Annotated in this window: 28 protein-coding genes; 11 read left to right on the plus strand and 17 right to left on the minus strand. The window is 41.1% G+C overall.

What is annotated here, in order from left to right:
- Positions 1–189 precede the first annotated feature (189 nt).
- From FTT71_RS01865 to FTT71_RS01900, 8 genes are all read right to left on the minus strand, one after another.
- A complete protein-coding gene (locus FTT71_RS01865) occupies positions 190–1,062 on the minus strand; it encodes a transporter (protein ID WP_004971953.1) in 873 nt (290 codons plus the stop codon).
- Between the two features lie 155 nt (positions 1,063–1,217).
- The gene (gene catA, locus FTT71_RS01870; RefSeq protein ID WP_004971957.1) at positions 1,218–2,138 is read right to left on the minus strand and encodes a catechol 1,2-dioxygenase; all 921 of its coding nucleotides are present in this window, start codon (positions 2,136–2,138) and stop codon (positions 1,218–1,220) included.
- 200 nt (positions 2,139–2,338) lie between these two features.
- Entirely contained in the window at positions 2,339–3,400 is a 1,062-nt protein-coding gene (locus FTT71_RS01875) for an NADH:ubiquinone reductase (Na(+)-transporting) subunit F (RefSeq protein WP_004971960.1), read from the minus strand.
- Between the two features lie 68 nt (positions 3,401–3,468).
- Complete coding sequence (locus tag FTT71_RS01880; protein ID WP_096901043.1) at positions 3,469–3,831, minus strand: phenol hydroxylase subunit P4; 363 nt, start codon at positions 3,829–3,831, stop codon at positions 3,469–3,471.
- Positions 3,832–3,948: 117 nt separating this feature from the next.
- Positions 3,949–5,475, minus strand: a complete 1,527-nt coding sequence (locus FTT71_RS01885; protein ID WP_004971966.1) for an aromatic/alkene/methane monooxygenase hydroxylase/oxygenase subunit alpha — start codon at positions 5,473–5,475, stop codon at positions 3,949–3,951.
- Between the two features lie 92 nt (positions 5,476–5,567).
- Entirely contained in the window at positions 5,568–5,834 is a 267-nt protein-coding gene (locus tag FTT71_RS01890; RefSeq protein ID WP_004971969.1) for an MmoB/DmpM family protein, read from the minus strand.
- 11 nt (positions 5,835–5,845) lie between these two features.
- A complete protein-coding gene (locus FTT71_RS01895; RefSeq protein ID WP_004971970.1) occupies positions 5,846–6,850 on the minus strand; it encodes an aromatic/alkene monooxygenase hydroxylase subunit beta in 1,005 nt (334 codons plus the stop codon).
- Between the two features lie 19 nt (positions 6,851–6,869).
- Complete coding sequence (locus FTT71_RS01900; protein WP_004971972.1) at positions 6,870–7,163, minus strand: phenol hydroxylase subunit; 294 nt, start codon at positions 7,161–7,163, stop codon at positions 6,870–6,872.
- Between the two features lie 417 nt (positions 7,164–7,580).
- On the opposite strand from FTT71_RS01900, the gene mobR reads away from it, so the two are divergent.
- The gene (mobR, locus tag FTT71_RS01905; protein WP_180160673.1) at positions 7,581–9,254 is read left to right on the plus strand and encodes a phenol degradation transcriptional regulator MobR; all 1,674 of its coding nucleotides are present in this window, start codon (positions 7,581–7,583) and stop codon (positions 9,252–9,254) included.
- A gap of 60 nt (positions 9,255–9,314) precedes the next feature.
- Here mobR and FTT71_RS01910 read toward each other — a convergent pair whose 3' ends face one another.
- The 5 genes from FTT71_RS01910 to FTT71_RS01930 all read right to left on the minus strand — a co-directional run bounded on the left by FTT71_RS01910 (position 9,315) and on the right by FTT71_RS01930 (position 12,164).
- Positions 9,315–9,734 carry a DsrE family protein gene (locus tag FTT71_RS01910; protein ID WP_004971976.1) on the minus strand — a complete coding sequence of 140 codons (420 nt, stop codon included), beginning with the start codon at positions 9,732–9,734 and terminating at the stop codon, positions 9,315–9,317.
- 257 nt (positions 9,735–9,991) lie between these two features.
- Positions 9,992–10,489 carry a DUF2505 family protein gene (locus tag FTT71_RS01915; RefSeq protein WP_004971978.1) on the minus strand — a complete coding sequence of 166 codons (498 nt, stop codon included), beginning with the start codon at positions 10,487–10,489 and terminating at the stop codon, positions 9,992–9,994.
- 165 nt (positions 10,490–10,654) lie between these two features.
- Positions 10,655–10,939, minus strand: a complete 285-nt coding sequence (locus tag FTT71_RS01920) for a hypothetical protein (protein WP_096900962.1) — start codon at positions 10,937–10,939, stop codon at positions 10,655–10,657.
- Between the two features lie 12 nt (positions 10,940–10,951).
- On the minus strand, positions 10,952–11,530 hold the full coding sequence (gene pnuC / locus FTT71_RS01925) for a nicotinamide riboside transporter PnuC (RefSeq protein ID WP_004971981.1): 579 nt from the start codon (positions 11,528–11,530) through the stop codon (positions 10,952–10,954).
- A gap of 157 nt (positions 11,531–11,687) precedes the next feature.
- On the minus strand, positions 11,688–12,164 hold the full coding sequence (locus tag FTT71_RS01930; protein WP_167845869.1) for a hypothetical protein: 477 nt from the start codon (positions 12,162–12,164) through the stop codon (positions 11,688–11,690).
- 281 nt (positions 12,165–12,445) lie between these two features.
- Here FTT71_RS01930 and FTT71_RS01935 point away from each other — a divergent pair, with 281 nt between their 5' ends.
- A complete protein-coding gene (locus tag FTT71_RS01935; RefSeq protein WP_167845868.1) occupies positions 12,446–12,913 on the plus strand; it encodes a GNAT family N-acetyltransferase in 468 nt (155 codons plus the stop codon).
- 102 nt (positions 12,914–13,015) lie between these two features.
- On the opposite strand, the gene cysN is transcribed toward FTT71_RS01935, so the two are convergent.
- Positions 13,016–14,632, minus strand: coding sequence for a sulfate adenylyltransferase subunit CysN (gene cysN / locus FTT71_RS01940; protein ID WP_180043363.1), 1,617 nt, complete (start codon positions 14,630–14,632; stop codon positions 13,016–13,018).
- A gap of 144 nt (positions 14,633–14,776) precedes the next feature.
- Positions 14,777–15,685, minus strand: coding sequence for a sulfate adenylyltransferase subunit CysD (gene cysD / locus FTT71_RS01945; RefSeq protein ID WP_180043369.1), 909 nt, complete (start codon positions 15,683–15,685; stop codon positions 14,777–14,779).
- Between the two features lie 354 nt (positions 15,686–16,039).
- Between cysD and FTT71_RS01950 the strand changes: the two genes are divergently transcribed.
- From FTT71_RS01950 to FTT71_RS01960, 3 genes are all read left to right on the plus strand, one after another.
- A complete protein-coding gene (locus tag FTT71_RS01950; protein ID WP_096900966.1) occupies positions 16,040–16,570 on the plus strand; it encodes a hypothetical protein in 531 nt (176 codons plus the stop codon).
- Between the two features lie 126 nt (positions 16,571–16,696).
- Positions 16,697–17,005, plus strand: a complete 309-nt coding sequence (locus tag FTT71_RS01955) for a type II toxin-antitoxin system RelE/ParE family toxin (protein ID WP_096900967.1) — start codon at positions 16,697–16,699, stop codon at positions 17,003–17,005.
- Positions 17,002–17,283, plus strand: a complete 282-nt coding sequence (locus tag FTT71_RS01960; protein WP_004971994.1) for a HigA family addiction module antitoxin — start codon at positions 17,002–17,004, stop codon at positions 17,281–17,283. Before FTT71_RS01955 ends, FTT71_RS01960 begins: the two co-directional genes overlap by 4 nt.
- Positions 17,284–17,356: 73 nt before the next feature.
- Here the strand turns inward: FTT71_RS01960 and lysS are convergent, their stop codons facing one another.
- Positions 17,357–18,883, minus strand: a complete 1,527-nt coding sequence (lysS, locus tag FTT71_RS01965; protein WP_096900968.1) for a lysine--tRNA ligase — start codon at positions 18,881–18,883, stop codon at positions 17,357–17,359.
- A gap of 316 nt (positions 18,884–19,199) precedes the next feature.
- Between lysS and FTT71_RS01970 the strand changes: the two genes are divergently transcribed.
- Positions 19,200–19,706 carry a YqiA/YcfP family alpha/beta fold hydrolase gene (locus FTT71_RS01970; protein ID WP_026438299.1) on the plus strand — a complete coding sequence of 169 codons (507 nt, stop codon included), beginning with the start codon at positions 19,200–19,202 and terminating at the stop codon, positions 19,704–19,706.
- Positions 19,707–19,816: 110 nt separating this feature from the next.
- Here FTT71_RS01970 and FTT71_RS01975 read toward each other — a convergent pair whose 3' ends face one another.
- The gene (locus FTT71_RS01975) at positions 19,817–20,359 is read right to left on the minus strand and encodes an adenine phosphoribosyltransferase (RefSeq protein ID WP_004972003.1); all 543 of its coding nucleotides are present in this window, start codon (positions 20,357–20,359) and stop codon (positions 19,817–19,819) included.
- 484 nt (positions 20,360–20,843) lie between these two features.
- Between FTT71_RS01975 and rubA the strand changes: the two genes are divergently transcribed.
- From rubA to FTT71_RS02000, 5 genes are all read left to right on the plus strand, one after another.
- Positions 20,844–21,008 carry a rubredoxin RubA gene (gene rubA, locus FTT71_RS01980; RefSeq protein ID WP_004972007.1) on the plus strand — a complete coding sequence of 55 codons (165 nt, stop codon included), beginning with the start codon at positions 20,844–20,846 and terminating at the stop codon, positions 21,006–21,008.
- A 72-nt stretch (positions 21,009–21,080) separates the two neighbouring features.
- A complete protein-coding gene (locus FTT71_RS01985) occupies positions 21,081–22,259 on the plus strand; it encodes an FAD-dependent oxidoreductase (protein WP_096900969.1) in 1,179 nt (392 codons plus the stop codon).
- Positions 22,260–22,315: 56 nt separating this feature from the next.
- On the plus strand, positions 22,316–23,254 hold the full coding sequence (locus tag FTT71_RS01990; protein WP_207973523.1) for an alpha/beta fold hydrolase: 939 nt from the start codon (positions 22,316–22,318) through the stop codon (positions 23,252–23,254).
- 13 nt (positions 23,255–23,267) lie between these two features.
- Positions 23,268–24,173: a LysR family transcriptional regulator OxyR gene (gene oxyR / locus FTT71_RS01995; protein ID WP_096900971.1), complete on the plus strand. Its 906-nt coding sequence runs from the start codon at positions 23,268–23,270 to the stop codon at positions 24,171–24,173.
- Between the two features lie 363 nt (positions 24,174–24,536).
- Positions 24,537–25,172: a LuxR C-terminal-related transcriptional regulator gene (locus tag FTT71_RS02000; RefSeq protein ID WP_180095999.1), complete on the plus strand. Its 636-nt coding sequence runs from the start codon at positions 24,537–24,539 to the stop codon at positions 25,170–25,172.
- Positions 25,173–25,222 lie beyond the last annotated feature (50 nt).

A 25,222-nucleotide genomic window follows, 5' to 3' on the forward strand; every position in this document is an offset into this window, starting at 1 on the left:
CCTAATCTTAGCGCATAAGTGCAACACGTGAGAGATTAAAAATTCAGTCCACCAAACTCAACTTATGGAAGCACGTAATTAGAAGCAAGCCATCTTGAAAAATGATGCTGCAAAAAAGCCAAGTCTTTCAACTTGACTTTGTTTTGTAAGATAGCTTGATGTGCAACACTGCAGAATCAGGTTCGGGCTTTAAAAAGCCCAAACCAATTTCAAAGTCGAAGAGTGTCCTTCAGGACGATGTTCCACTTCGGTTTCTTTCAAAAACTTTGCTTCCAAAGACCAATTATCACGTTTGTATTGAATCGCGGGACCAAAAGATAGAGCCTGTCCTTTATTGCCAATACTGACACCATTCACTTCATCATCTGTGGTTTGTTTAAATACATAACCTTCGAGTGCCAATTTGACTTGATCATTCAATTGATAACCGATTGCATAATCTCCAGCGAAATAATCCCCCGACTGATAATTTGTGTCGTCATTTTCACTGTTGAAGCTATAAGACATTTTGGTGGAAAACTCCCAACCTTGCGGCTGCAAATAAGAATACGCAAAGATAGGACGAATGGTGTTGTAGTTCTTACCTAAGTTGGCAACTACAGGACGTTGTGGATTGGCATCTTCATAATCGCCTGTTGCGAGCACACCTTCTAAAGCAGCTACACTGTGATGATTGCCTTTATGCCAACCCAACATGCTGCCAATAATCAAATCGCCCAAACCACTGTTAGAGTCTGACATGCCCATCACATTTAAACGCAAATCGACCAAAGGCTGTGCAGCATATAAACCCAACTGACCGCCTGCAATGTGTTGGGGGGTCATCCATACCAAACGTGGAATATAGACATTCACATCGGCATGGAAATTGTCTGGGCCGTCTTTAAACTCACTGGCATGATAGTTCTGATAGTAGTTGAGTAAGTATACCCCAGCTGGTGGTAAAGCCCCTGCTGCAATGCCTTCTGCGCCTAATCCAAATGTATCTAAACCGTTTTCTGTTGCATTGACGTGTGTCGCCATGACACCCAAAAGCATGAGTGCCCAAATTTTGTTATTCATAGAACATCCTATTCAATAGAAATTTTGATGAAGTCTGCCTGCTGCGCCTGAATCATTCATGCGCGAACAGCCGACTTTTAAGGGCAGCATCAACAAAGAACTTGCTGATGCTGTATTGGCGAACGTGTTAAAACTTTGTGTTTTAAGGTGTGGGATTAAGCACTTGCACGACGACGTTCAACTTCAGTCGATGGTGCATTTGCAGTGTCTTTGACTAATTCAAAGTTAAAGGTGATGTGCTTAAATGGTTTGTCTAAACCACGGCGCTGAATTTCTGCAGCATCGGTCACATCTACCGCTGTTGCAACCAGACCTTCACGGGTCGCAAATGCGAAGTCATCCCACAGGTATTGATCACCTTCAATGTTAAATTGCGTAGTGAGTTTGCGGTAACCTGGTGCAGAAATGAAGTAATGCACGTGAGATGGACGGTTGCCATGACGACCTAGTTTGTTTAATAAAGCTTGAGTCGTGCCGTCTGGTGGGCAGCCATAACCGACTGGCATGGTCGTTTGCGCCACATATTTACCATTGGCATCACTGAAAATAGTACGGCGTAAGTTAAAGTCAGACTGAGATTTATCAAAGAATGAATAGTTACCTAAACCGTTGGCATGCCAAACTTCGACTTTGGCATTTTCAATGATATTGCCATTGGTGTCAGTGACTGTACCTTCAATAATTAACGTATCTAAATGGTCTGATTCTGAACCATCATCCATACGCGCAAAACCGACTGATTCAGGCGCACCTGCAACATAAAGTGGCCCTTCAATGGTACGTGGTGTACCGCCTGTTACGCCTGCTTTGGCATCGGCTTCATCGGCACGTAAATCTAGATAATGTTCTAAACCCAAACCTGCTGCAAGTAAACCAAGTTCATTGGCTTTGCCTGCATCGGTAATATATTCCAGACCTTTCCACACTTCTGAAGGCTGAATGTCTAAATCTTCAATGGCTTGAAATAAATCTGCCACTAAACGCACCACTATTTGCTGCACACGCTGATCGACAGGGCGTGTAGCGGTGTCTACGTTCATTTCCTTCACTAAAGTATCAATTTGTTGACGGTCCATGTAACTCTCCTTGGCTATTTTGGCTTTGCTGGTTGTCGCATTGCTATTTTGGCTTTTGACACTGCCTTACTGTGTTGATGATGGTGTCAGTGCTGAGCTAAATGCCTCAACACTGACCGACTTCCTTGGAAACTTTTTATCTATTGCAATTCGATAGGCTCAGTACAATATTGCAGCACCTATCCACTTTTAAATATGTGTTAAATATGTTTAAACAATGCTGAACGTGACTGACCACTTGCACCATCGGCAGCACTCAAGAAGCGTTCAGTGTGAATATCACGTTCAAACAAACGGCTTTGCATTAAGGTCGAAATTGCTGCATCAATCATGACTGGTGGGCCGCATAAATAGGCTTTGTGTCCACCGCAACGCTGCTCAAAATAATCGGCAACCGCTTCATGCACATAGCCTGTAAATCCTGTCCAATGGTCTTCTGCTTTAGGTGCATTTAATGCAGGAATGTAGCGGAAGTTTGGATAGTCTTTGACTAACTGCTCAAACAGTTCTCGGTTATATAATTCCGCAACATCACGCGCACCTTGGAATAGGTAAATGGTGCGGGTATCACCCGACTCTAGTAAGTCTAAAATCATAGATTGCGGGCTAGATAAACCTGAACCACCTGCAATAAAAATCGCATCCTGATCATCCGATTTACGTACAAAGAATTGTCCGTATGGCCCTGAAATTTCCAGTGCGTCGCCTGCCGCAAGCTGCTCATGCACATAGGTCGTAGCACTGCCGCCCACAACATGACGAATATGCAATTCAATAATGCCTAGTTCGCTTGGTGCATTGGCAATTGAGAAGGCACGAGTGCCTTCAATACCCGGGAATTGCACGTTAATGTATTGCCCTGCCTGAAACTCCATCGGGCGGTCTAACTGCAAGCGCACACCTTTAATGGTTGGAGATAAGTCCTTTACCTCAAGGACTTTGGCCTGATAATCCTGAACCAAATATCCCAAGAAATCTGGGTCTTCATCAACATCGGCTTCAATGGTCATGTCTGATTCAGGCTTACAGCAGCACGCCAACACTTTGTGTTCTTCACGTTCCAAATCCATCAGCGCGAAAGGTGACGCTTCGCCGACATCATAATAACCATCGGTGACTTGGACTTTACAAGTGCCGCAAGTGCCATGCCCACAAGCAAATGGCAACCACACGCCTTGACGTAACGCGGCATCTAAAATGGTTTGATCTTCTTCAACCTCAATGGTTGTGCCAATTGGCTCAATTGTGACTTGATAGCTCATCTGCGACCTCCTGTCTTGTACTTACTGACTGTGCTTTGCTGTCTTTATTTTGTTGTGATCTTACTGTTTTAAACGTGTGCGCTCTTGTACCCATTCAGTCCTGGGGTCACAAAACGCAGTAGTGATTTTTGATCGAAGCCAATTTCTGCCAAGGTCTGTTCAGGGCGTGGCTGAATTACCTGTTTGTTTAAAGTAAATTGCACTTCATCCCATTTAATGTTTTCAAAGTCAGGATGTTGATGGAAACCCGCCTGCATTTGCTGATCCAAAAATTCCTGAAAGGTTTGCTGCGGCGAAACCAACATGGCGTGTGCAGAACAATATAAAGTGTGATGATCCCAACCCACATACACCAAAATGTTGTCGCCATAGTGTTTTTGTAGGTCGCGTGGTTCAAAGTCGTAATCTGGGCGAATAGCGCGTACTGACATGGTCATTCTCCGTATTGGGGTGGTTTGAGCCGCAAATGACTCAAACCGAAATCCTTTTAAATTTGAATCTTGAAATAACTTAAATTTTAGATATTTACTTTAGATAGTGAATGAGCGTTAAGCCGCATCACCTTTCCATTTTTTCCAGCGTTGCTGGTCTGGTGAACCTTCAATATCCAAGTTATCTGCACCGACATTGAAGCGATAATATTCGCGCAGCATGTTTTCCAAATCTAAGCCACCACAGTTGCCTTGTAGAATTTGGTTCACTGGCAACCATGCCTGCACATATTTTTCAGGTTCACGTTCAAAAATATCGTGACAACCATCTGAACAGGTGTGGTAACGCTCGCCTTTATAAACAGACTCACGATACGTAAACATGGTCGGATCGCCATCCATTTCGGTGAAAGTCATTGGCACTTGGCAAATTTGGCACAATTGCGGTAAGCCTGCGCTGTAGAAACGCTTGCCTTCTGCTTCCATCTTGCGTGCTAACTCCCACTTTGGACGGTAGTATTTGTCAAAGGTGTCTGGATATTTTTCAGATAACCAATCCATTTCCTGATCGGTTGGAATCCAAGTATGGAAACCTGCTGCATGACCGAAGTTATAGAAAATCCACCACGCTTGATGCGACACGTGTTCTTTTTCTTTGGTAATTACTTCTGAATATTTCGGCATACGAATACCGTAACGGCTCAAGTCTTTAAATAACGCACCGCCCGCTTCTTCAAAGTAGGTTTCCCACGCTTCTTTCCACGACATGACTTTGTTTGGCAGCATGTAGTCCATCATCATGCCAACTATAGATAACAGACGAGTCCCACGCCAGAACCACTTATCAATCCATTCCTGTACGATTGGCACGTTATCTTCGTGTTGTTCTAACAAGAATTTCACGATTTCTAGACCTAAAGTCATGTGACGTGCTTCATCGGACTGTGCACTAAAACCAAAGGTGACCGTTGCCATATCGCCATTGTGTGCTGCACCTGACATGAACGGTACGAACAACAAGTTGGTCAATACATATTCAAAGGCAAAGCTAATGGCTAACAAGAACTCAAACGGCCCTGCTGAACGCGCATCTTCAAAGAAAGATTTTGGTACAGACAAGTACCAAACGCGGTCATGCATGTGCGACCAATCCTGAAAACCATCAAAGAATTTGTTGTAATGGCTCATGGCATGAATTTGCGTCTGCACGTGACGTAATTCATCAATCGACTGCATTTGTGATGCGATACGTGCACCTACACCACTGAACTGACGCCCTACATGTGCATAACCTTGGAATGCCTGATATTCAAGCGGAGTTACCGCAGTTAAAAACAGTTTGATGGCATTCAAATAACGCTCATTGGTCACGTTCATTTGACCGTTGTTTTGTGCAAAAGCATCAAAAATGGCGTAAAGTTTTTTCTCTTTTTCTGCCTGATACTTCCAGTAAGCATCCATGGTTAAACGGAATGGATCTTCCCATTTAGACCAGTCTGTAATTTTAATGCCTTCAAATTCTTCGTATGGAAAGGCTTCTTTGCGGTCTGCATAAGAAAAGTCCCAATCCAAGTCACGAGTAAGTGCGCGATAACGGTCTTTGGCATTCAGTTTTTTTGCTGGGGTTTTAACTTGTGAATTCATGCTCATCATCCTTAAATTTTTTAGCGGCAATCTATGCAGCAATATGTTCTGGCGGCACTGTACTCAAATTGGCTCAGTGCACATCCTTATTCCTAGTTCCAGTGCAAACGGAAACTGTCATCATCTTCTTCGACGTTGCCGCCCAACGTAATCATGTTGAGTTGTAAAGACTGAATATCCCAATCTTGTCCAAGTTTTTCAGATACCGTTTCTGCTTTAACAATCAGACCTGTTTCGCTTTCTACCCGAATCATGGCTGGCAGATATTGAATCGTGGCATCTGGGTTGTCTTCTTCAATCGCTTCAATGATGTAGCGCGACGTGTCATTGTCCTGTAATGCGAGATAAACCTTAGACATGCTGCTTCTCCTTAAGCCTGCAAAATTTGTTCGAGTTCGATGCCAATTTTTTTACTGCGTTCCAGCAGTTTTTGTTCTGCAATGTCGACTGCATCTGCAGACAACGCCTCAGCTGCCCACGCTGCAAATGCCGCTTTCACTTCAGGTAAATATTCGGCTAACCACTGGCTCAACAATTGTTTGTTATGTGCAGATTCTGCAGCTGCGGTTTTAAATACGCTGTCTGACCATTTGCGTAAATCTGCCATGGCTTCCTGCATAAATTCCATCAGCATCGCCAAGTCACGTGCTTGATGCTGTGCCAGCCATTGATCAAATTGGGTGTAAACCAATTCGCTCATAAAGCTGTCAATCACCAAGTTTTGTAATAAAAACAGTTTGAAATAGTCCTGCTCGATCAAACTGGTTTCACACAACTTGCGCAGTCCTTGCCATGCTTCATCCTGCATCCATGCTTGTTTGGCTGGAATTAAAGATTCGCCCGTGTTGCCATCGAGTGCCAAACCAACCCGTGAGATGTACTGCGCCATCCCTAAACGATCCATCGCAGCATAAATACAGGCTTGGGTCAGCACCGTGCCATAACCATAAGCACTGCCCGACATCATGTGTAAATTGGCAGTCTGTTCGATATGACGAAACGGCAAAAACAAGGCAATCACTTTGGCTTTGACATCTTCAGAAATATGCTCTGCCAACTGACGCTTTTCAAAAAAGCTAAAGTTACTTTCGGCAATGTCCTGCAAACGCGCACGATGCTGCACATAAGTTCCGTAATAAAACTGACGCGGGTCTTTAAATGCATACCAATCCTGCATTTCAATTGCAGTATGGGTTTTATCATTTAAGGTTTTTTCAGGTTTCCACAGCGGACGATAGTGAAAGTTGGTTTCCGCCTGAATATCAAAACTGACTTCCTGATAACGGGTGGCTGGCTTGTTGCCAAAACGGCGCTCAATATAGGCATAGTTTTGACGAATTGGCTCAATACCCGCTGTTTTAATTTCTAAAGTCATCGCTTATCTCCTTAAGCATTCAGTGTTGATCTTCATGATCAATGTTGTATCGCTGTGCACCGACTAAAGTGTCGTGTTCAATGCCGTAACGCCATTTATCTTCTTCAGCATCATTCACGGCTTGCTGTTGTTCGCTCATTTCCACCACTTGATTGGTTGCGCAGAACTCGCGGAATGCTTGCTGCGGTAACACCAACTCCACATATAAAGTGGGATCGTGAATGGCAAAGTCGAACTCGACAAATGCGGCATTAATATCGCCCGTTACCCGAATATATTTGGTTAAGGGCAATGCGCCTGTTGCATCCTTCATATTGTTCTCCTACAAGATCTGATTCATTCAGAACTTGCTTCAGTTGCTTCATGCATCTGTTGCTTACTTTTACTATTACAACAAGCGTGCCAACTTTATAAAAACATTGAAAAACAGCAACTTAAAAAATCTGAGTGTTTTTATAAGAATTTGGATTTCATGATTTGATGAATTTTGATGTTTAAAAAATTTAAGATTTCATGATTTGATGAAATACAGCCCGTACAGATACAAAAATTTACCCTTGGGCTTTATGCAATTCGCTTATGATAAAGATGAAATAAAAACAACAAAAACATAGAGATACAGCCGAATACCTTTAAGGTTTGGCATGATGCTGTTTAGGTATTATTGAATTTTCACGAATTTGCATAAGATGGCTAAATAGCCTCGAATTTAATGGATTAAACACGGCGCATGGTACAAGTAAAATACGACAGCAGCGGCAAATATGCAGGTCATCCTCAGGAAATTCACGACCTGCTTTCCAAACTACATTTTGACACCGAGCGTGGACAAATCTGGTTTGATGAGTATCGCATGTTGCTGATGCATACCAGCATCATGGGCTATTTGCGTAAAGACCTTGCCAATATGATTGGGATGGAACGCACCAAACGCTTTTTTATTCGTTTGGGCTATCAGGCAGGTCTGAAAGATGCCGAAGTCACCACCAAAATGCGTCCAGGCTTAAATGAAGAGCAGGCTTTTATGGCAGGGCCGCAAATGCACGGTATTCGTGGCATGGTGCAAGTTTCTGCCAACCAACTGATTTTAAATCAAAAGAAAAAACAGTTTTATGCAGACTTAAACTGGCATAACTCCTTCGAAGCCGATGTGCATGTTGAGCAATTTGGACTGAGTCACGAACCTTCCTGCTGGATGCTGCTGGGCTATGCTTGCGGTTACAGCAGTTTTGCCACAGGCATGACCATTATTTATCAGGAAGTGGAATGTAAAGCCTGCGGGCGTGAGCATTGCCGCATTATTGGTAAACAACTCAGTGAATGGGAAAATGCCGATGAGTTGATTCAATTCATGTCGCCTGAACCGATGGAACAGGAACTCATTGCGCTACAAGCAGAACTGTATGAACTGAAAAAGTCGATTTATACCACCAGTAAAAATGACTACAGCATGTTCAGCTCAGTCGGACAATCTGCAGCTTATCAACGGGTGTGTGACTTACTCAAAAAAGCGGCAGGTGCAAAAGTGTCGATTTTGCTGCAAGGTGAAACAGGGGTCGGGAAAGAAGCCTTTGCCCGTGGTGTGCATGAACTCAGTCAACGTAAAGAACATGCTTTTGTTGCGGTCAACTGTGCGGCAATTCCGCCTGAACTGATTGAATCTGAACTGTTTGGTGTTGAAAAAGGTGCATTTACAGGTGCACATCAATCACGCTTAGGTAAATTCGAACGCGCCCATGGCGGCACTATTTTTTTAGATGAAGTGATTGAGCTTTCACCACGCGCTCAAGCGGCTTTACTGCGTGTGCTACAAGAAGGTGAAGTGGAACGTGTTGGGGATTCACAAACCCGTCATATTGATGTTCGTGTAATTGCTGCAACCAATGAAGATTTAGAACAAGCCGTTAAAGCAGGTCGTTTCCGTGCCGACTTATATTACCGTTTAAATATTTTTCCTGTGCAAATTCCACCACTGCGTGAACGCCGTGAAGATTTACCGCTATTGGTTGCGCATTTCTTAAAACGCTTTGAAAAAATGTATGACAAACAAATTCAAGGCGTCAGTGAAAAAGCCACTGACTTTATGCAAAGCTATGCGTGGCCTGGCAATATTCGTGAACTGGAAAACCTGCTCGAACGTGCGGTACTACTGACGGAAGATCAACAACTGATTAAACTGAATGCCCTGTTTCCGCAAATGCACAGCGACCATACTGTAGATGAGCAAGACAGCGTAGATTTAGACACGCTTTTAACCGAAGGTTTTGATTTAGAACAGCATGAGCAACAACTGATTATCACCGCGATGCAAAAAGCCAAACACAATGTATCTGAAGCGGCACGCTTATTGGGAATTTCCCGCGCTGCACTGGATTATCGTTTAAAAAAATACGCCATGCGCTAGAAATTCCGCAATAAAAAAGCCCTGTTTTTCAACAAGGCTTTTGCATTTCAAGCAGCCGAATTACCAGCTCAGTGTCTGAGTGCCTGGACGGAAAATTGCTTCACCCATAGCATCTGGATTGGCATATTTCAGACCTTTCATTAAGTCACCTTCAACAACACCGTACTGCTCCATACACATTTTGCAGATATACACATCACCACCTTTGGCGATAATACTTTTCAGCATGTTCTGATGCTCTGCATATTTATGTTCAAAGCGGTTAGATGCCAACATTACGCCTTGATCGACCAAATAAATCGTCAGTGGATGACCTTTGCCAAATTGGTTATTGCTCATGCCAATTGCCATTTTGGTGCGGTGCGCATCACTGCTGGTAAGCAAGACAAAAAGTGGATCTTTTTTGCTCTCTGCCATTGCTGGAGATAGACTGGCAAAGGTCAGCAAAACCGATAAACATAACAACTGAATCAATTTCATGGCAGAACTCACACTCAATTTAAATCTGGTCAAAATATTAGCATAATAAATATAATATATTTAAATAATAAATTAAGACGATAGTCTGTATGCAATAAAGCCAAGCACTAAACTTTTTCAAAAATCAAAAATTGATCACTGTAAAATGACCCCAGCATCAACAATCACATTCAATACGTCCAAAAAACAAAGCGCCACCGAAAACGGCAGCGCCAAGCATGTATTTAAGAGCAATCTTTTCTAGTAGAAATGAAGGGTTAAGCCGCTAAATTTTTCTTGAGTTCATCTTCTACAATACCAATTTCCAACTCACTGAAACGACGGATTTCCCCTTCTGCATGTTTTTCCAACATGCCGCCAATCAATGGCACTTTAACCTTAATTGTCCAGTTTAATTGAATATCAATTTTTTCATGGTTGCCTGTCACACTACGCTCGCCTTTAGCTTCTAAAGGCAAGTTTGCACCAAGCTCCACGGTAGAAGTAAGCGCCGTTAAATGGGTCACATCATTGCGTTTTAAACGAAATGCATCTTTTAATAATTTTTTAGCCATATCTGGAATATTCACATCTAAATTATAAGCACGGCGTAAAGTGTAAATATCACCGTTCTTTTTAGATTCTAAAATTTCCAAATTTTCACCAGGAATACGCTTGCAGACTGCTTCATGCAAAGCAACATCTGCCACTAAACGCTTAAATTCGTCAATTGAAACGCCATGAATGGTGGCGTTTACAGTAAATTGATGAGCCATTTGAGTTCCTTTTATTTTGTTTATTGATGGAGTAGGTCTAGCATCATCGTGCAATATAATTTGGCTGATGCTCAACGGGTATAAGCTGTTTTATATCCTAAATACAACTTTATTTTCAGGCTATTAAAGTGTTTTTTCCGCCTGCTGTCATTGACTCTATTTTGTCTATTCTGTGTGAATGATGCCAAATTCAGCGGCATAGGTTTCATGGCTATAAATAGTTAAATAATGCCCATAAAATTCAATTTTGGCATAAAAATGTTCTGCGCCATCATCTAGTCCTGTGGAACACCATGTCGTCCCTTTGGGGAAATCATCTAACCACTGGGCTTGGTAAAAATCTGCAATCGAATCAAACTGTAAATAACGCTCAGGATACGCTAAAATATCCAATGCCAATAAATCAAATTGTTTAAGCTGCGCCTGTTTAAAATCAATTAAATTGCTCATCGCTACACGCCATCACACCGCAGAATGTGCCGCATGTTGTTGTCGGATTTTATGCCATTCACGCCAGCCCAAATAAGCAAGAACCACAAAACCTGCATATAACACAGCCGTTAACAGCAACTCTTTGTAAATAAACATGCCGATATACACCAGATCGACCACAATCCATAACACCCATGTAGCCAAGTATTTACGACTGGTCCAATAGGTTGCCAATAGACTCATAGCTGCCAGTTGTGCATCCAATAAAGGCAGTGAAGCCTGCGTCCACCACTTTAAACTTAGCCCAAACAGTAAACCCAGTATGCTACTCAGTGCAATTTGCAGCCACATTTTAGAGAGTGGCAAGCTTTGAATGATGATATGTTGTTTTTGCTGCTGTGCAGTTTTCCACTGGAAAAAACCATAAACAGCCATGCCCATAAATAGGGTTTGTAATACCGTTTCGCCATACAATTGATATTCAAAGAATAAATAGGCATACAGCAAACAGGCAATAAAATTCACCACCCAGCAAGCTATATGTCGCTTAATGGTTAAGGTCACGCCTAAAACACTAATCAACACAGCAATGATTTCTAAAACTGACATTGATGCTGCCTATGTAAAAGAAAAAGGCATGATACCTCTTTTCGGGAAAATAGCGCAAAACTCAACATTTAACCAAACACTTAACTGACAAGAAGATGCTGCAATTAATTTTCAAGAAACCTCTGTAAAATCATAAACAGAAAATCAGGCATGAAAATCAATCTGTTTGAAACTGCTCTGAATTATTGTATTTATGCTCTTGCCCAAAGCGGTCTACATGGGTAATAAAAACTCCGTATTTGCCGACAAAATATTCAAGGGATTGCTCGTAAAAACTCCAGTAAATTGACCACTCCCCCAAGTCTAACTGACGAATTTGCGTATGTGCTTTGGCAGGCATTTTATTCAGCACTTCTTGTTGAATAGTTTCGGCATCTTCAGGGTCACGACTAGATACTTTTAAGCTTAAAAATATTTCTGCGATATCATCAAATAATTGCTGTTCGTATTCGGCAACTTCTTCCACCACCTCTTCTACAGGGCGCGGTGCTTTGTGGGTAATCGGGTCTTGGACAATATTGGCAATATCTTGACAGCTTTGCTGAAAAGTACGATTAATTTTTATTTTGAACCAGACTTTCCAGACTGCATATACGGCAATCAACAACAAAATCCATAACAATAGTTTTGCCATCTTGGTCTTCGCTCTTATTTCAGGCGTTTCAATAAAGTATAACCATTTCAGGGCTTAGCGTCTATTCGCTGCTGCACGCTTCAACGCTTATGCTTTAACAGATGATTCCATCCATGCATCGCTAAAAAGTGCAATGCTCAATTACACAATGATACCGATTGCCTTAAAAATAGGACTTGTGCTGCAGCATAACGCAGTAAAACACAACAATTTTCTGCTATTTCTTTAAACACTTTTCGCTTCCAATAGAGCCTTGTTTTTATCTATCACCCTAAGCCTAGATGATTAGAGCTGCACAAATTCAAGATGTCGCCAATTTGGTTGCGGTATTACACGCCAGTATTCGCTCTTGTATTCAAGATCATCAACGCAATGAAGCCAAAATTCAGGCATGGCTAGAAAATAAAAGCTATGAAAATATTTTAATGCTGCTGCATTACAACAATTGTTGGGTCTATGTCTTACAGCATGTGGTGGTTGGCTTTATTATGATGAGTGATCGCGGGCAAATTTTACAACATGCCATTGCCCCCGAAGTACAACAACGCGGTATTGGTCAAGCCTTATTATTTGAAGCAATGAGCGATTTACAGCGCAAAAATGTATCGCATATAAGTGTATTTAGCACGCAGACTGCTTTAAGTTTTTATGAAAAAAATGGCTTTGAAATACAACCTCAAAAAATTAACTATGGACACTTCACGCCCATGCTCAAACATCTCAATAGCGAACCCTTAGATCGCACTTAAAAAACAAACTTTCCAATATAGTGAACGCACATAAGAAAACCGCTTTCAGGTGAAAGCGGTTTTTTATTGGATGTGGATTCGATTTTATAAACGAATCTAATTTTATAAGCGAACTAGGGCAATAATTTTTTCTGCCAGTTCTTCTGTAGCTGTCGCAGTCAACTCTGCATCTGCACCACTGTTTACATCACTAATGACCACAATGCCCGTTTCGCGGAGTAATGCAACCTGCGCAGCATCTAAACCTGCTTTGGCAATGGCAACAATACCCTGATGAATCAGCAAGCTTTCAAGTGCTTGTGCCTGTTCAAGTGCTTGGCTTGGTACACATACCGCTGCAGGTTTTTGACCCAAACGTGCAGCACGGTCTTCGGCTGTTACAGGTGTACTGTGTGCAGTCCATTCTACGCAAGCTTCAACCATACCTGCGCCAATGGTCACGTTATTTAAACGATCAATGAAAATAAACGAACCCGTATAACGACTGTCTTGATAACGGTCAAATACCACAGGCGCATCAAATTCGATGGTGACATTGGCAATTGCATTCAGTTCAAGCTGTTCAACCTGCACCTGTTCCAAAGTATTCACATTGGTACGGTAATGAATGGCTGTGACTTTTGCAGGCACAGTTTGTGTACCCACTTTTAAGTTATACAGCTTGCCAATAGATAGTGGCTGATCAGCCATCCACACCACAGTGGCATTTACAGCACGTGAAATTTCAGGACGCACTTGATCTTCACGCACCAACACATTACCACGTGAAATATCAATTTCATCGTTCAGTGTTAGGGTAACTGCTTGACCTGCAATTGCATGTTCAAGATTGCCATCAAAAGTCACAATCTCTTTTACTGTCGAGCTTTTGCCCGATGGCAATGCCACAATGCGGTCACCCACATGAATATCGCCCAAAGCAATCGTGCCGCAGAAACCACGGAAGTCAAGGTTTGGACGGTTGACATACTGCACAGGGAAACGGAAATCATTTTGAGCCGAGTTACGGTTAATTTCTACCGACTCCAATGTTCCCATTAAAGTATCGCCTGTGTACCAAGGGGTATGCTCAGACTTGTTCACCACGTTATCGCCATTTAAGGCAGAAATTGGCGTGAAAATAATATTCGATGGTTTACGATCACCCAGTTGATTCACAAAGTTCGCATATTCCGTCTGAATTTCGTTAAATCGTGCTTCTGAATAATCCACCAAATCCATTTTATTGATAGCAACCACAATATTGTTAATGCCCAATAAACTAGAAATAAAAGTATGACGACGGGTCTGAGTTTGTACGCCATAACGCGCATCAATCAAAATAATCGCCAAGTCACAAGTCGATGCACCTGTTGCCATGTTACGTGTATATTGCTCATGCCCAGGTGTATCGGCAATGATGAACTTACGCTTTTCAGTAGAAAAATAACGATAAGCCACATCAATGGTAATGCCCTGCTCACGCTCGGCTTGCAAACCATCGACCAATAAAGCTAAATCAGGTGCATCGCCCGTAGTGCCGACTTTTTTCGAGTCACGAGTCACGGCTTGTAATTGATCTTCATAAATCAATTTTGAGTCATACAACAAACGACCAATTAATGTCGATTTACCATCGTCTACGTTACCGCAAGTTAAAAAGCGCAGTAGATCTTTGTTTTCGTGCTGTTTTAAATACGCCAAAATATCTTGGCTAATTAAATTCGATTGATGAGACATTGCTCAAAGCTCCACATATTTTTTAGAAATCGGTTTTTTAATCTTTAATCCCTCTAAATCTCCCTTTTATAAAGGGAGGCTTTGCTCCGCTTTTTATAAGTCCCTCTTTATAAAGAGGGGTTTGGGGAGATTTTTCAGGAGAGATTAGAAGTAACCTTCTTGCTTTTTCTTTTCCATCGAGCCAGCTTCATCGTGGTCAATCATACGACCCTGACGCTCTGAACTGGTTGCCAATAGCATTTCCTGAATAATTTCAGGCAAGGTATTCGCTTCTGATTCGACTGCACCCGTAAGTGGATAACAACCTAAAGTACGGAAGCGTACCGATTTCATTTGTGGAACTTCACCTTCTAGCAACGGCATGCGTTCGTCATCGACCATAATTAAAGTGCCGCTACGCTCAACGACAGGACGTTCTGCAGCCAAATACAACGGTACTAATGGAATACTTTCGAGGTAAATGTATTGCCAAATATCCAATTCAGTCCAGTTAGACAATGGGAACACACGAATACTTTCGCTTTTATTGACCTTGCCATTATACAAATTCCACAATTCAGGACGCTGATTTTTCGGGTCCCAACGATGTTTTGCATCACGGAAAGAATAAACACGTTCTTTGGCACGTGATTTTTCCTCATCACGACGCGCGCCACCAAATGCCGCATCAAAACCGTATTTATCTAAAGCTTGTTTTAAGCCTTGGGTTTTCATGATGTCGGTATATTTAGAACTGCCATGATCGAATGGGTTAATGTTGGCATCTACCCCTTCTTTATTTTGATGAACAATCAAGTCAAAACCGTGCTGTTTTGCCATGTTGTCACGGAAAGTGATCATGTCTTTGAATTTCCAGCCTGTATCCACATGTAACAGTGGAAATGGCAGTTTCGCTGGATAGAATGCTTTTAAAGCCAAATGCAACATTACCGCTGAATCTTTACCAATCGAATACAACATGACTGGATTTTCAAACTCGGCTGCAACTTCACGGATAATATGAATACTCTCAGCTTCAAGCTGTTTAAGATGAGTAAGTCTTTCCTGATTTATTGACATTGATCACACCAGATGTACTTAAACTTGTGTACGAATAACACAGATAGAATTTGATTTTCATTATAGTGACTTAGTTATGCAGACTATTGCTTGTTTTATTATATTTATATGCAAAAAGCTCATATAAAAGAAAACCAATAAGCAGTATAAGTTTCATTTAATCAATAGTTTATTCCATCATATATTGAAATTTAACGTCATTCTCGCTACGTTTGATACATACAAATCGCGCTTACAAGCTGCTCATTTTTGAATAACTTCATAGATTATTCATCTAATTCAGTGCTTCAAGCATGAACAAAAAATGCTTAAAGTAAAAACATATTTTTTTATTTTTAAGATGCTCCCATGCCACAGATTGAACAGATCAAATCCAAACTTGAACAGGCGCAGCTGGCTGGTTTTTTGTATCAGCACAGCCCTGAGCTACTCGTCCTACAAGAGCCTTTAAACGATGATGCTTCAATGCTGAATGTTTTTGTGCAACATGAACTCAGTGCAGATCAGATTGGGCTGCAATTTGGTTTGCGTTGCCGTGATCAACAACTCTCCTTTTTAATAGGCGTGACGCATAGCAATCAAGACCGCAGCTATGAAATTGGTGCGGGCAATTTAAAGGCCGAACAAAAAGCCTTTAACTTAATGTATGCATTTTATAATTATCCTAAAGGTTTTTATTTGGTAGATGTGCCTTTAAATGCAACCACGGCAGAACTGCATCAAGCGATTGAAACGCAATTATTTTCGCAAGAAAAACTGGATTTCTTAAACACTGCTATTAAAACCAACCCCATGGGTACACAAGTAACTTGGATGAAAGCGCATATTTTACAGCAAGCTTTAGAGATGAAAGTACGGATTCAAACGGCGTTGTTATAAGCATCATCACTTTAAGTTTCTGCGGATTACGCAAGATGCACTTAAACCCCGCCAAAACTGGTTGATTGATTAAACTCGAAATTATCGTATACTGTACATATACACAATACACTTGGATACTAAGGCTTGATTAAGAGTTTTAAACATAAAGGTCTTCAGGCTTTTTTCCAAACTGGTTCAACAGCAGGTATTCAAGCAGCGCATTCTACAAAATTACGTTTAATACTTGCAGCACTACATGCTGCATCTACGGTGAATGATTTGCGAACTCCACCCAATTGGCGTTTACATAAATTGAGTGGAAATCTACAAGATCAATGGTCACTAACAGTAAATGGTAATTGGCGTGTAATTTTTAAATTTGAAGATGGTGATGTCTACATTGTAGATTATTTGGATTATCACATAGCTTCTAGCGCAGGAGTACAAAGATGAATATGATGTTTAATGCACCTCATCCGGGCGAAATGTTGCGCGAATATATTGGTGAAACTTCTGTGACTGAAGTGGCTCAAGCACTTGGAGTGACACGTGCAAACCTATCTCGCATTTTGAATGGTCATACTGGAATTTCTGCAGATATGGCGATTCGTTTGAGTGAAGCCTTAGAAACCTCACCAGAGTTTTGGTTGAATTTACAAATGCAGCATGATTTATGGCTTGCCAGTCAACGCCAGCGACCTATGATCAAAAAATTGGTGGCAAGTGTTTAACTTTAAGTTACAACAAAAAAACAACCTGCATTTCTGCAGGTTGTTTTTTATGTCGTCAACGATGCGCTAAAACTTAGTTTTTATGACGCATGTGTGGGAATAAAATCACATCACGGATACTCGCAGCGTTGGCAAACAACATTACCAAACGGTCAATCCCGATGCCCTCACCTGCAGTTGGTGGTAAGCCGTATTCCAAAGCTTCAACAAAGTCTGCATCGTAATGCATCGCTTCATCATCGCCTGCGTCTTTTTCTGCAACCTGTGCTTGGAAACGCTCAGCTTGGTCAATCGGGTCATTTAATTCTGAGAAACCATTCGCCAATTCACGACCACCAATAAAGAACTCAAAACGGTCAGTAATGTGTGGGTTATCGTCATTACGACGTGCCAAAGGCGACGTTTCTGCAGGATATTCTGTAATGAAAGTCGGCTGACGTAATTGAGTTTCTACGGTTTCTTCAAACACGATGGTTTGTAGTTTGCCCAAACCAAAACCAGGCTTCACCTGTTCTTTCAATTCTTCCTGCACAAATTTAGCCAAGAAATCACGGTCATTAACATTTTCTGGCGTGAATTGTGGATTATGCTCAAGAATGGCATCAAACATAGAAATTTTCTTGAATGGGCCTTTGAAGCTATACACTTCATCGCCATACGGCACATCGGTAGTACCCAAAATATCCAAAGCCAGTTTTTCTAGCATTTGCTCAGTCAATGCCATCAAATCTTTATAGTCGGCATAAGCTTGGTAGAATTCGATCATGGTAAATTCAGGGTTATGACGTGTAGACACCCCTTCATTACGGAAGTTACGGTTAATTTCAAACACACGTTCAAAACCGCCAACCACTAAACGCTTTAAATATAATTCAGGCGCAATACGCAAGAATAACGGCATATCTAAAGCATTATGATGCGTTTCAAATGGACGTGCCGATGCACCGCCAGGAATCACATGCATCATTGGCGTTTCAACTTCCATAAAACGCTGTTCAGTTAAAAATGCACGAATACCCGAAACCACTTTGGCACGAATTTCAAAGGTTTTACGGGTGTCTTCATTTACGATTAAGTCTAAATAACGCTTACGATATTTCGCTTCGGTATCGCTTAAACCATGATATTTGTCTGGTAATGGACGTAAAGATTTGGTCAACAATTCAAAATGTTGAATATGAACATATAAATCGCCTTTGCCTGAACGACCAATATAGCCTTTCACTGCGATAATATCGCCCAAATCTAGGCTCTTGATCGTCTCTAATGTTTCAGCACTAAGTTCTTTACGCGCCACATACAACTGAATACGACCTGTCATGTCTTGAATTACGATGAATGAACCGCGGTTCAACATCACACGACCTGCTACAGACACATACACTTTTTCGCCTGCTTCAATTTCTTCTTTAGAAACTTCTGCGAATTGTGCCTGCAAATCTTCTGCGTAGTTTTCACGCTTAAACGTATTTGGCCAAGGGCTAGTTCCCTTCGCCTGCGCTTGTTCTTGAATTTGCTTTAACTTGGCATGACGCTGCGCAATTAAATCGTTTTCGGAAATAGTGGGTTCAGAAGTCGATTGAGCGTTATGTTGCGTCATCTCTGCCTCGAATAATTACTAAAAAAAGAAGTTCAATAGAATAGCAGATTTAGACACGATTTCGTATGCCTTCTCTGACTCGAGCAATTTATTTTTTAAATTGCCACTTGCTTTTGTGATTTTTTGTAGACTTAGACCAAAAGCTAACTTCTTTCTCAGGCTAAGCGCACTACAATATTGTTCAGAAAATAGATGAAAAAGACCGTATTTTGCTGTTTTTAAACCTACTGATGTATCAGTCTAAATATTTTATTTTCTATCCACTTTATCTTTAGGCTCAGTTTGACTCAAGATGTTTAACTTTGTGAATCTGGCAATGAATACATGTGCTTTAAAAGTCTTGTTTTTACATGGATTAGATTCCTCGCGGGAGTCGACTAAATTCCATGCCATAGATGCAAAACAAAAATTTTGTATCAATGTCGATTATCGCAACTTAAATTATCAAACTGTTGCCGATTTTTATCACAATATCATTCAAAAAATTAAGCCTGAAATTTTGGTGGGACATAGTCTAGGCGGCTATTGGGCACTCAAAATGTCTTTGTCGCACCATATTCCGTGTGTGGTGGCAAATCCAAGTTTAGCTCCCACGTTTCGCAATGACTATCCTGCAATTTCAGATGATGACTTGCAGCACGATATTCCACAATTGGCTTATTTAGAATTGGGCGATGAAATTTTGGATATGCATGCCGCGCAAGCATTTTTAGAAAACTATATGCAGACCTCTACTTTTGAGTCTGGGCATCATCGCTTATTGCATCCAGAAAATATTAATTCTTGTATTCAGCAAATCGAACAAGCTTATCTTGCCAAATAAAGTCAAAGCTATCCATTAAAAATAATCAATTAAACATCACCCATTAAAAAAGCCTGATCACAACTATGGAGATCAGGCTTTTTTACAGCAGTTACAATAACTTAAAAGGATTAAGCCACTGCTTGTTCTGGTTTAGATTTATTGTCCAATACGGACCAAATATCTAAACCTAAATTTTTGTGTAAATCTGGTAAGTCTAGGAAAATGCTTGCACCTAAAACTTGATGATTACATTTTTCAGCCAATTGTTTCACTGCTTTTAAAGTGCCACCTGTCGCCAATACATCATCTACAATAATGACTTTTTGCGCTTGCACATCGGCAGCCATTTCTAAACGGTCTAAACCGTATTCTAAGCTATAACCCACACCCACAACTGGTGGTGGCAATTTACCTGCTTTACGCACAAGTACCAAACCTTTGCCTGTACGCTGTGCCAAAAGGCTCGCCAATACAAAACCACGTGCTTCTACTGCAATAAAGCTTTCAACTTCAGCTAATTTTTCTGCAGGAATGCTGGCAATTAAAGCATCTGTTAATGAATCCAAATTATTCATAAACAAAGGCGTTAAATCATAAAAATCTACGCCTGGTTTTGGAAAATGAGGAACTGTACGAATATGCGACCACAAAAAAGTAGACAAATTGCTCATGGAAGATCAGAAATGTGACTAAAGAATGGTTGAATTTTACCGTTTATTTTCACATAAGGCTAGTGATCGAATCGGCAAGACTGCCATCAATCACGCATCAAAACACTACAAGGTTTTGATTTTTATAAACTTTAATATACTTAAAAATATTAATATATATTTATTCCATAATAAAATAGCAAAAATATAAGACTTTTACTGTACGACCAAGGTCTTAAATGGCATTTAAACGCATAAAAACGTGATTTTTCCTGCAGCCATTCTCTCATTACAATGCCGTATCTATATCAAAAGAGGTCTTTTCTGCGCGGTTATGTCCCATGCAGCTATTCATTCTATAAAAGCACAGATTAAAATCGCTTATTTACTTTACTTTAGCCGTATAACTGCGTAAAAATTTAATCAAATAGATATATCATACAACTAGTCGTAGATAAGTTTTTTGCTGATCTGGAAATTTAAAGATCGGTTTATGGAGAATTGAATGAAAAAGTATCAATGCATCGTTTGTGGATGGATTTATGACGAAGCAGAAGGCTGGCCTCAAGATGGTATTGTGGCAGGTACATTATGGGAAGATATTCCTGATGACTGGACTTGCCCAGACTGCGGCGTTTCAAAAGCTGATTTTGAAATGATTGAAGTTTAAGACCACGAAAAGACCATGTCCGATGGTCTTTTTTTAACGCCAATTTCTATGCCCTCATTTGGAGTTCACCTTATGCATCCTATCGTTATTATTGGTTCAGGCATGGCAGGTTATACTGTTGCACGCGAGTTTCGTAAGCTAAATGCAGAACAAGAGTTAGTCATGATTTGTGCAGATGATGCTGCCAATTATGCCAAACCAACTTTATCTAACGCATTGGCGGGCAATAAAGCCCCTGCTCAAATTGCATTGGGCGATGCAGCTAAAATGGCAAGCCAACTCAATATGCGTATTGAAACCCACACTTGGGTTAAAGCAATTGATGCAGAAGCGCATGTACTTGAATTAGAAAAAGAGGGTGTAAGCAGCCAACAACCTTATTCTAAATTGGTTTTGGCAGTGGGTGCGAATCCTGTACGTTTAGCCATTGCGGGCGATGGCAGTGATGACATTCATGTGGTAAATAATTTAAGTGATTACACCGCATTTCGCCAACAGCTTGAACAACGTCAAGACAAACGTGTGGTGATTTTAGGTGCAGGTTTAATTGGTTGTGAATTTGCCAATGACTTGCAGCAAACAGGACACCAAGTCACGGTGATTGACCTTGCACCACAACCACTAGGTCGTTTATTGCCGGATTATGTAGCCAGTGCTTTTAAACAAAACCTAGAAGAAACGGGTATCCATTTTGTATTGGGTACAACCGTTGAAAAAGTTTCGAAAATTAAAAATGACGACTATTTAGTGACCATTACCAGTGGTCAGTCTTTAATTGCCGATGTGGTACTGTCTGCCATTGGTTTACAACCAAACATTGCTTTGGCTAAAACAGCAGGCATCGAAACCAGTCGTGGGGTCTTAACCAATGCGCAACTTGAAACCAGCCAAGCTGATATCTATGCAGTAGGTGACTGTGCGGAAGTGAATGGTATTTTATTGCCGTATGTGATGCCAATCATGCAGCAAGCACGTGCCTTAGCCAAAACCTTAAATGGTGAAACTACTCAGGTACACTACCCTGCCATGCCTGTTGCAGTGAAAACACCTGCTGCACCACTGACCGTTTTACCTGCGCCACTAGGGGTAGATGTCAACTGGCATACCGAAGAATTTGACGATGGCATGATTGCCAGAGCCTATGACCAAACCGATACCTTACGTGGCTTTGTCCTATTAGGCGCAACAGCGGCCAAACAACGCTTGAGTTTGACCAAATTAGTGCCAGACTTATTGCCTGTATCGGAATAAAATAAAAACAATAAAGGGCGATTGATTTCGCCCTTGCCTGACATGAGGATCACAACATGAATAGTGCACTTCAGTTCACCACATCGCCCTATACGGCATTTATGCACGAAACCAAAGTCGATTTAGGCAACGGAATTCAGCTGCATGTCGAAGTGGGCGGCAAAACTGAAGATCCACCTATTTTGCTGATTATGGGTTTAGGCGCACAAATGTTGTACTGGCCCGATTTCTTTTGTAAATCACTGATTGATCACGGCTATCGTGTCATTCGCTATGACAACCGCGATATTGGTTTGTCATCCAAAATTCGCCACAAAGGCCCGCGTCTGAACACCTATAAAATGATGGGGCGTTTTAGCTTAGGTCTGCAAAACCACGGTGCGCCTTATAACTTATTTGATATGGCGGATGATGCTGCATTGCTATTAGAGCGCTTAGGCATTGAAAAGACCGAGGTGATTGGTGCTTCTATGGGCGGCATGATTGCACAAATTTTGGCAGCCAAATATGCAGATCGCGTGAATAATTTAGGCTTATTATTTACCAGTAATAACCAGCCTTTTTTACCACCACCATTTCCGAAACAACTGTTCAGCTTGCTAGAAAGACCAAAATCACAAGATGAAAATGGCATTGTTGATCATAGTTTAAAACTATTTAAGGTGATAGGCTCACCTGGCTATGTGAATCAACTCGAAACGATGCAAACTGCACGCAAATTATATCAGCGAAGTTATTACCCTGCGGGTGTACTTCAACAGTTTTTAGCAATATTATGTACAGGCTCGTTGCTACAACTGGACAAACAAATTCAGCAACCTACCCTTGTGGTACATGGTTCGCAAGATCGTTTGCTCCCACCAGGGCATGGTAAGGCTGTTGCGAAAGCGATTCCGGGCGCTAAGTTTGAATTAATCAAAGGAATGGGGCATGATATTCCTCCACACTTTATTCCTCATCTTAGCGAACTGTTTGCTCACCACTTTAAATCATAATCATTAGGACACTATGGCTGCATTACCATCTTTAAGACAGCTGTCATACCTCGTTACACTGTCTGAAACGTTACATTTTACAGAAGCGGCTCGCCGTTCTTTTGTAACTCAGTCGACTTTGTCTGGCGGGATCATGGAACTGGAGCGCCTGCTTGGCGGCGTACTGGTAGAACGTGATCGACAGAATGTACGTTTAACCCCATTGGGTGAACAAGTCGTAGCACGCGCCCGTGTTCTGTTAGCAGATGCACAGGACTTAATGCGTTTAAGCCGTGAAATGAGTGAGCCTCTCACAGGTGATTTACACTTAGGCGTGATTCCAACCATTGCCCCATTTATTTTGGCGCAACTGTTAGATGAAGTGCATAAGCAGCTACCTAAAATTCAATTGCATTTACACGAAGCGCAAAGTGAAAAAATTGTCGAAAAACTGGAACACGGCAATTTAGATATGGTGGTGTTAGCCCTGCCATTCGATACGCGTGGTTTGAAAGTGGCTGAAATTTCTAAAGAAGATTTGTTCTTGGTTTATCACAAGGGCGATCAAAAATCGGCGCAGGCCAATTCTTTAGATGATTTGGATTTATCGCGTTTAATGCTGCTTGAAGAAGGTCATTGCTTACGTGATCACACTTTAAGTGCTTGCCCGATTGGTGAACGCAAAAACGATCATCGTTTAAAAGCCAGCTCTTTGCCGACCTTGGTTGAAATGGTGTCTGCAAATTTAGGCTTTACCCTATTGCCTGAAATTGCAATTCATAATGCCATGATCAAATCGAATCCAGATTTACAGATCAAAAGTATTGAGGCTGCACCAAGCCGTACTTTGGCTTTAGTGACGCGTAAAAGCACGCCATTACAAAGTGAATTTGACGTTTTGCTGCAGATTTTACAGAAAATCACTCAAAACGCAGTCTAAATTTAGACACACGATCCAACATTTCATTAAGGAGCCAACATGGCTCCTTTTTTATTTTTCGTTCAAAAATGCGTATTGTTTTTGCAGTTCACTATGATTTAAGTGACTTATAAATATGAATAAGTTTTAAAATGTGAGATTCATCACAAATTCAACAATTCACTCTTACCACTGAACGAAAGAACGGTATCGAGTTACATTACTCACGTTTTCAACACATTTCAAAAAAAATATTCAGCAACAATTACTTATATTTACCATTTTTATATAAAAATCACTATATTTAAGGATATTCAGTTACAGCAATATCACGCACAATCTATTTATCAAAATTATTTATAGAACAGCACAGGAGTAATTGCCATGATTCACAGAGATCTCATTTTACCTGTACCTGTTCTGCTGATTGATGATCAGGTAGAAGCACTAAAAAATTTAAGCCACATTTTACAAAATTTTGGCTACCCTAAAGAGGTTTTGCTTTGTAGCTCATCGCTCGCAAATGCAGTGTTGATGGTGCAGCAACATTTACCTAATTTGGTATTTATCAATTTACAGTCTTGGTCAAAAGCTCAAATTGATTTTATTCAAAATCTCAAACATTTCCGTAAAGACACCTTAATTGTGGCAGTGCTGCCTTCCAGTATGCCCAAACAATTGCTACAAGCCATCCATTTAGGCATTTCAGCCTATGTCTTTAGCGACCAATCTGCTACAGGCATGCAAAACCAGATTCGCACTATTTTACGTGGTGGCTCACCGCTAGATGTCAACTTGGCCAATGAAATTTTAGCCTGCGAACAATCCATTGTCGCACATGGTCATTCTTTGGCACTCTCTAAAACTGAACATGAAATATTGGCGCTTTCAGGACAAGGTTTACCTTCACAACAAGTTGCTGCCAACCTGAATGCTTCAGAACAACTGGTGCATGGTTATGTGAAAAGTATTTATCGGAAAATTATGAATGCGGATGATGCGATGTGCTGTTTTTCTTAAATTATTGATCAATAAATATCAATCAAAAATATAAGTCTTAAATAAATATT

It is taken from the genome of Acinetobacter sp. YH01004 (genome assembly GCF_013420455.1).
Classification (GTDB): domain Bacteria; phylum Pseudomonadota; class Gammaproteobacteria; order Pseudomonadales; family Moraxellaceae; genus Acinetobacter; species Acinetobacter towneri.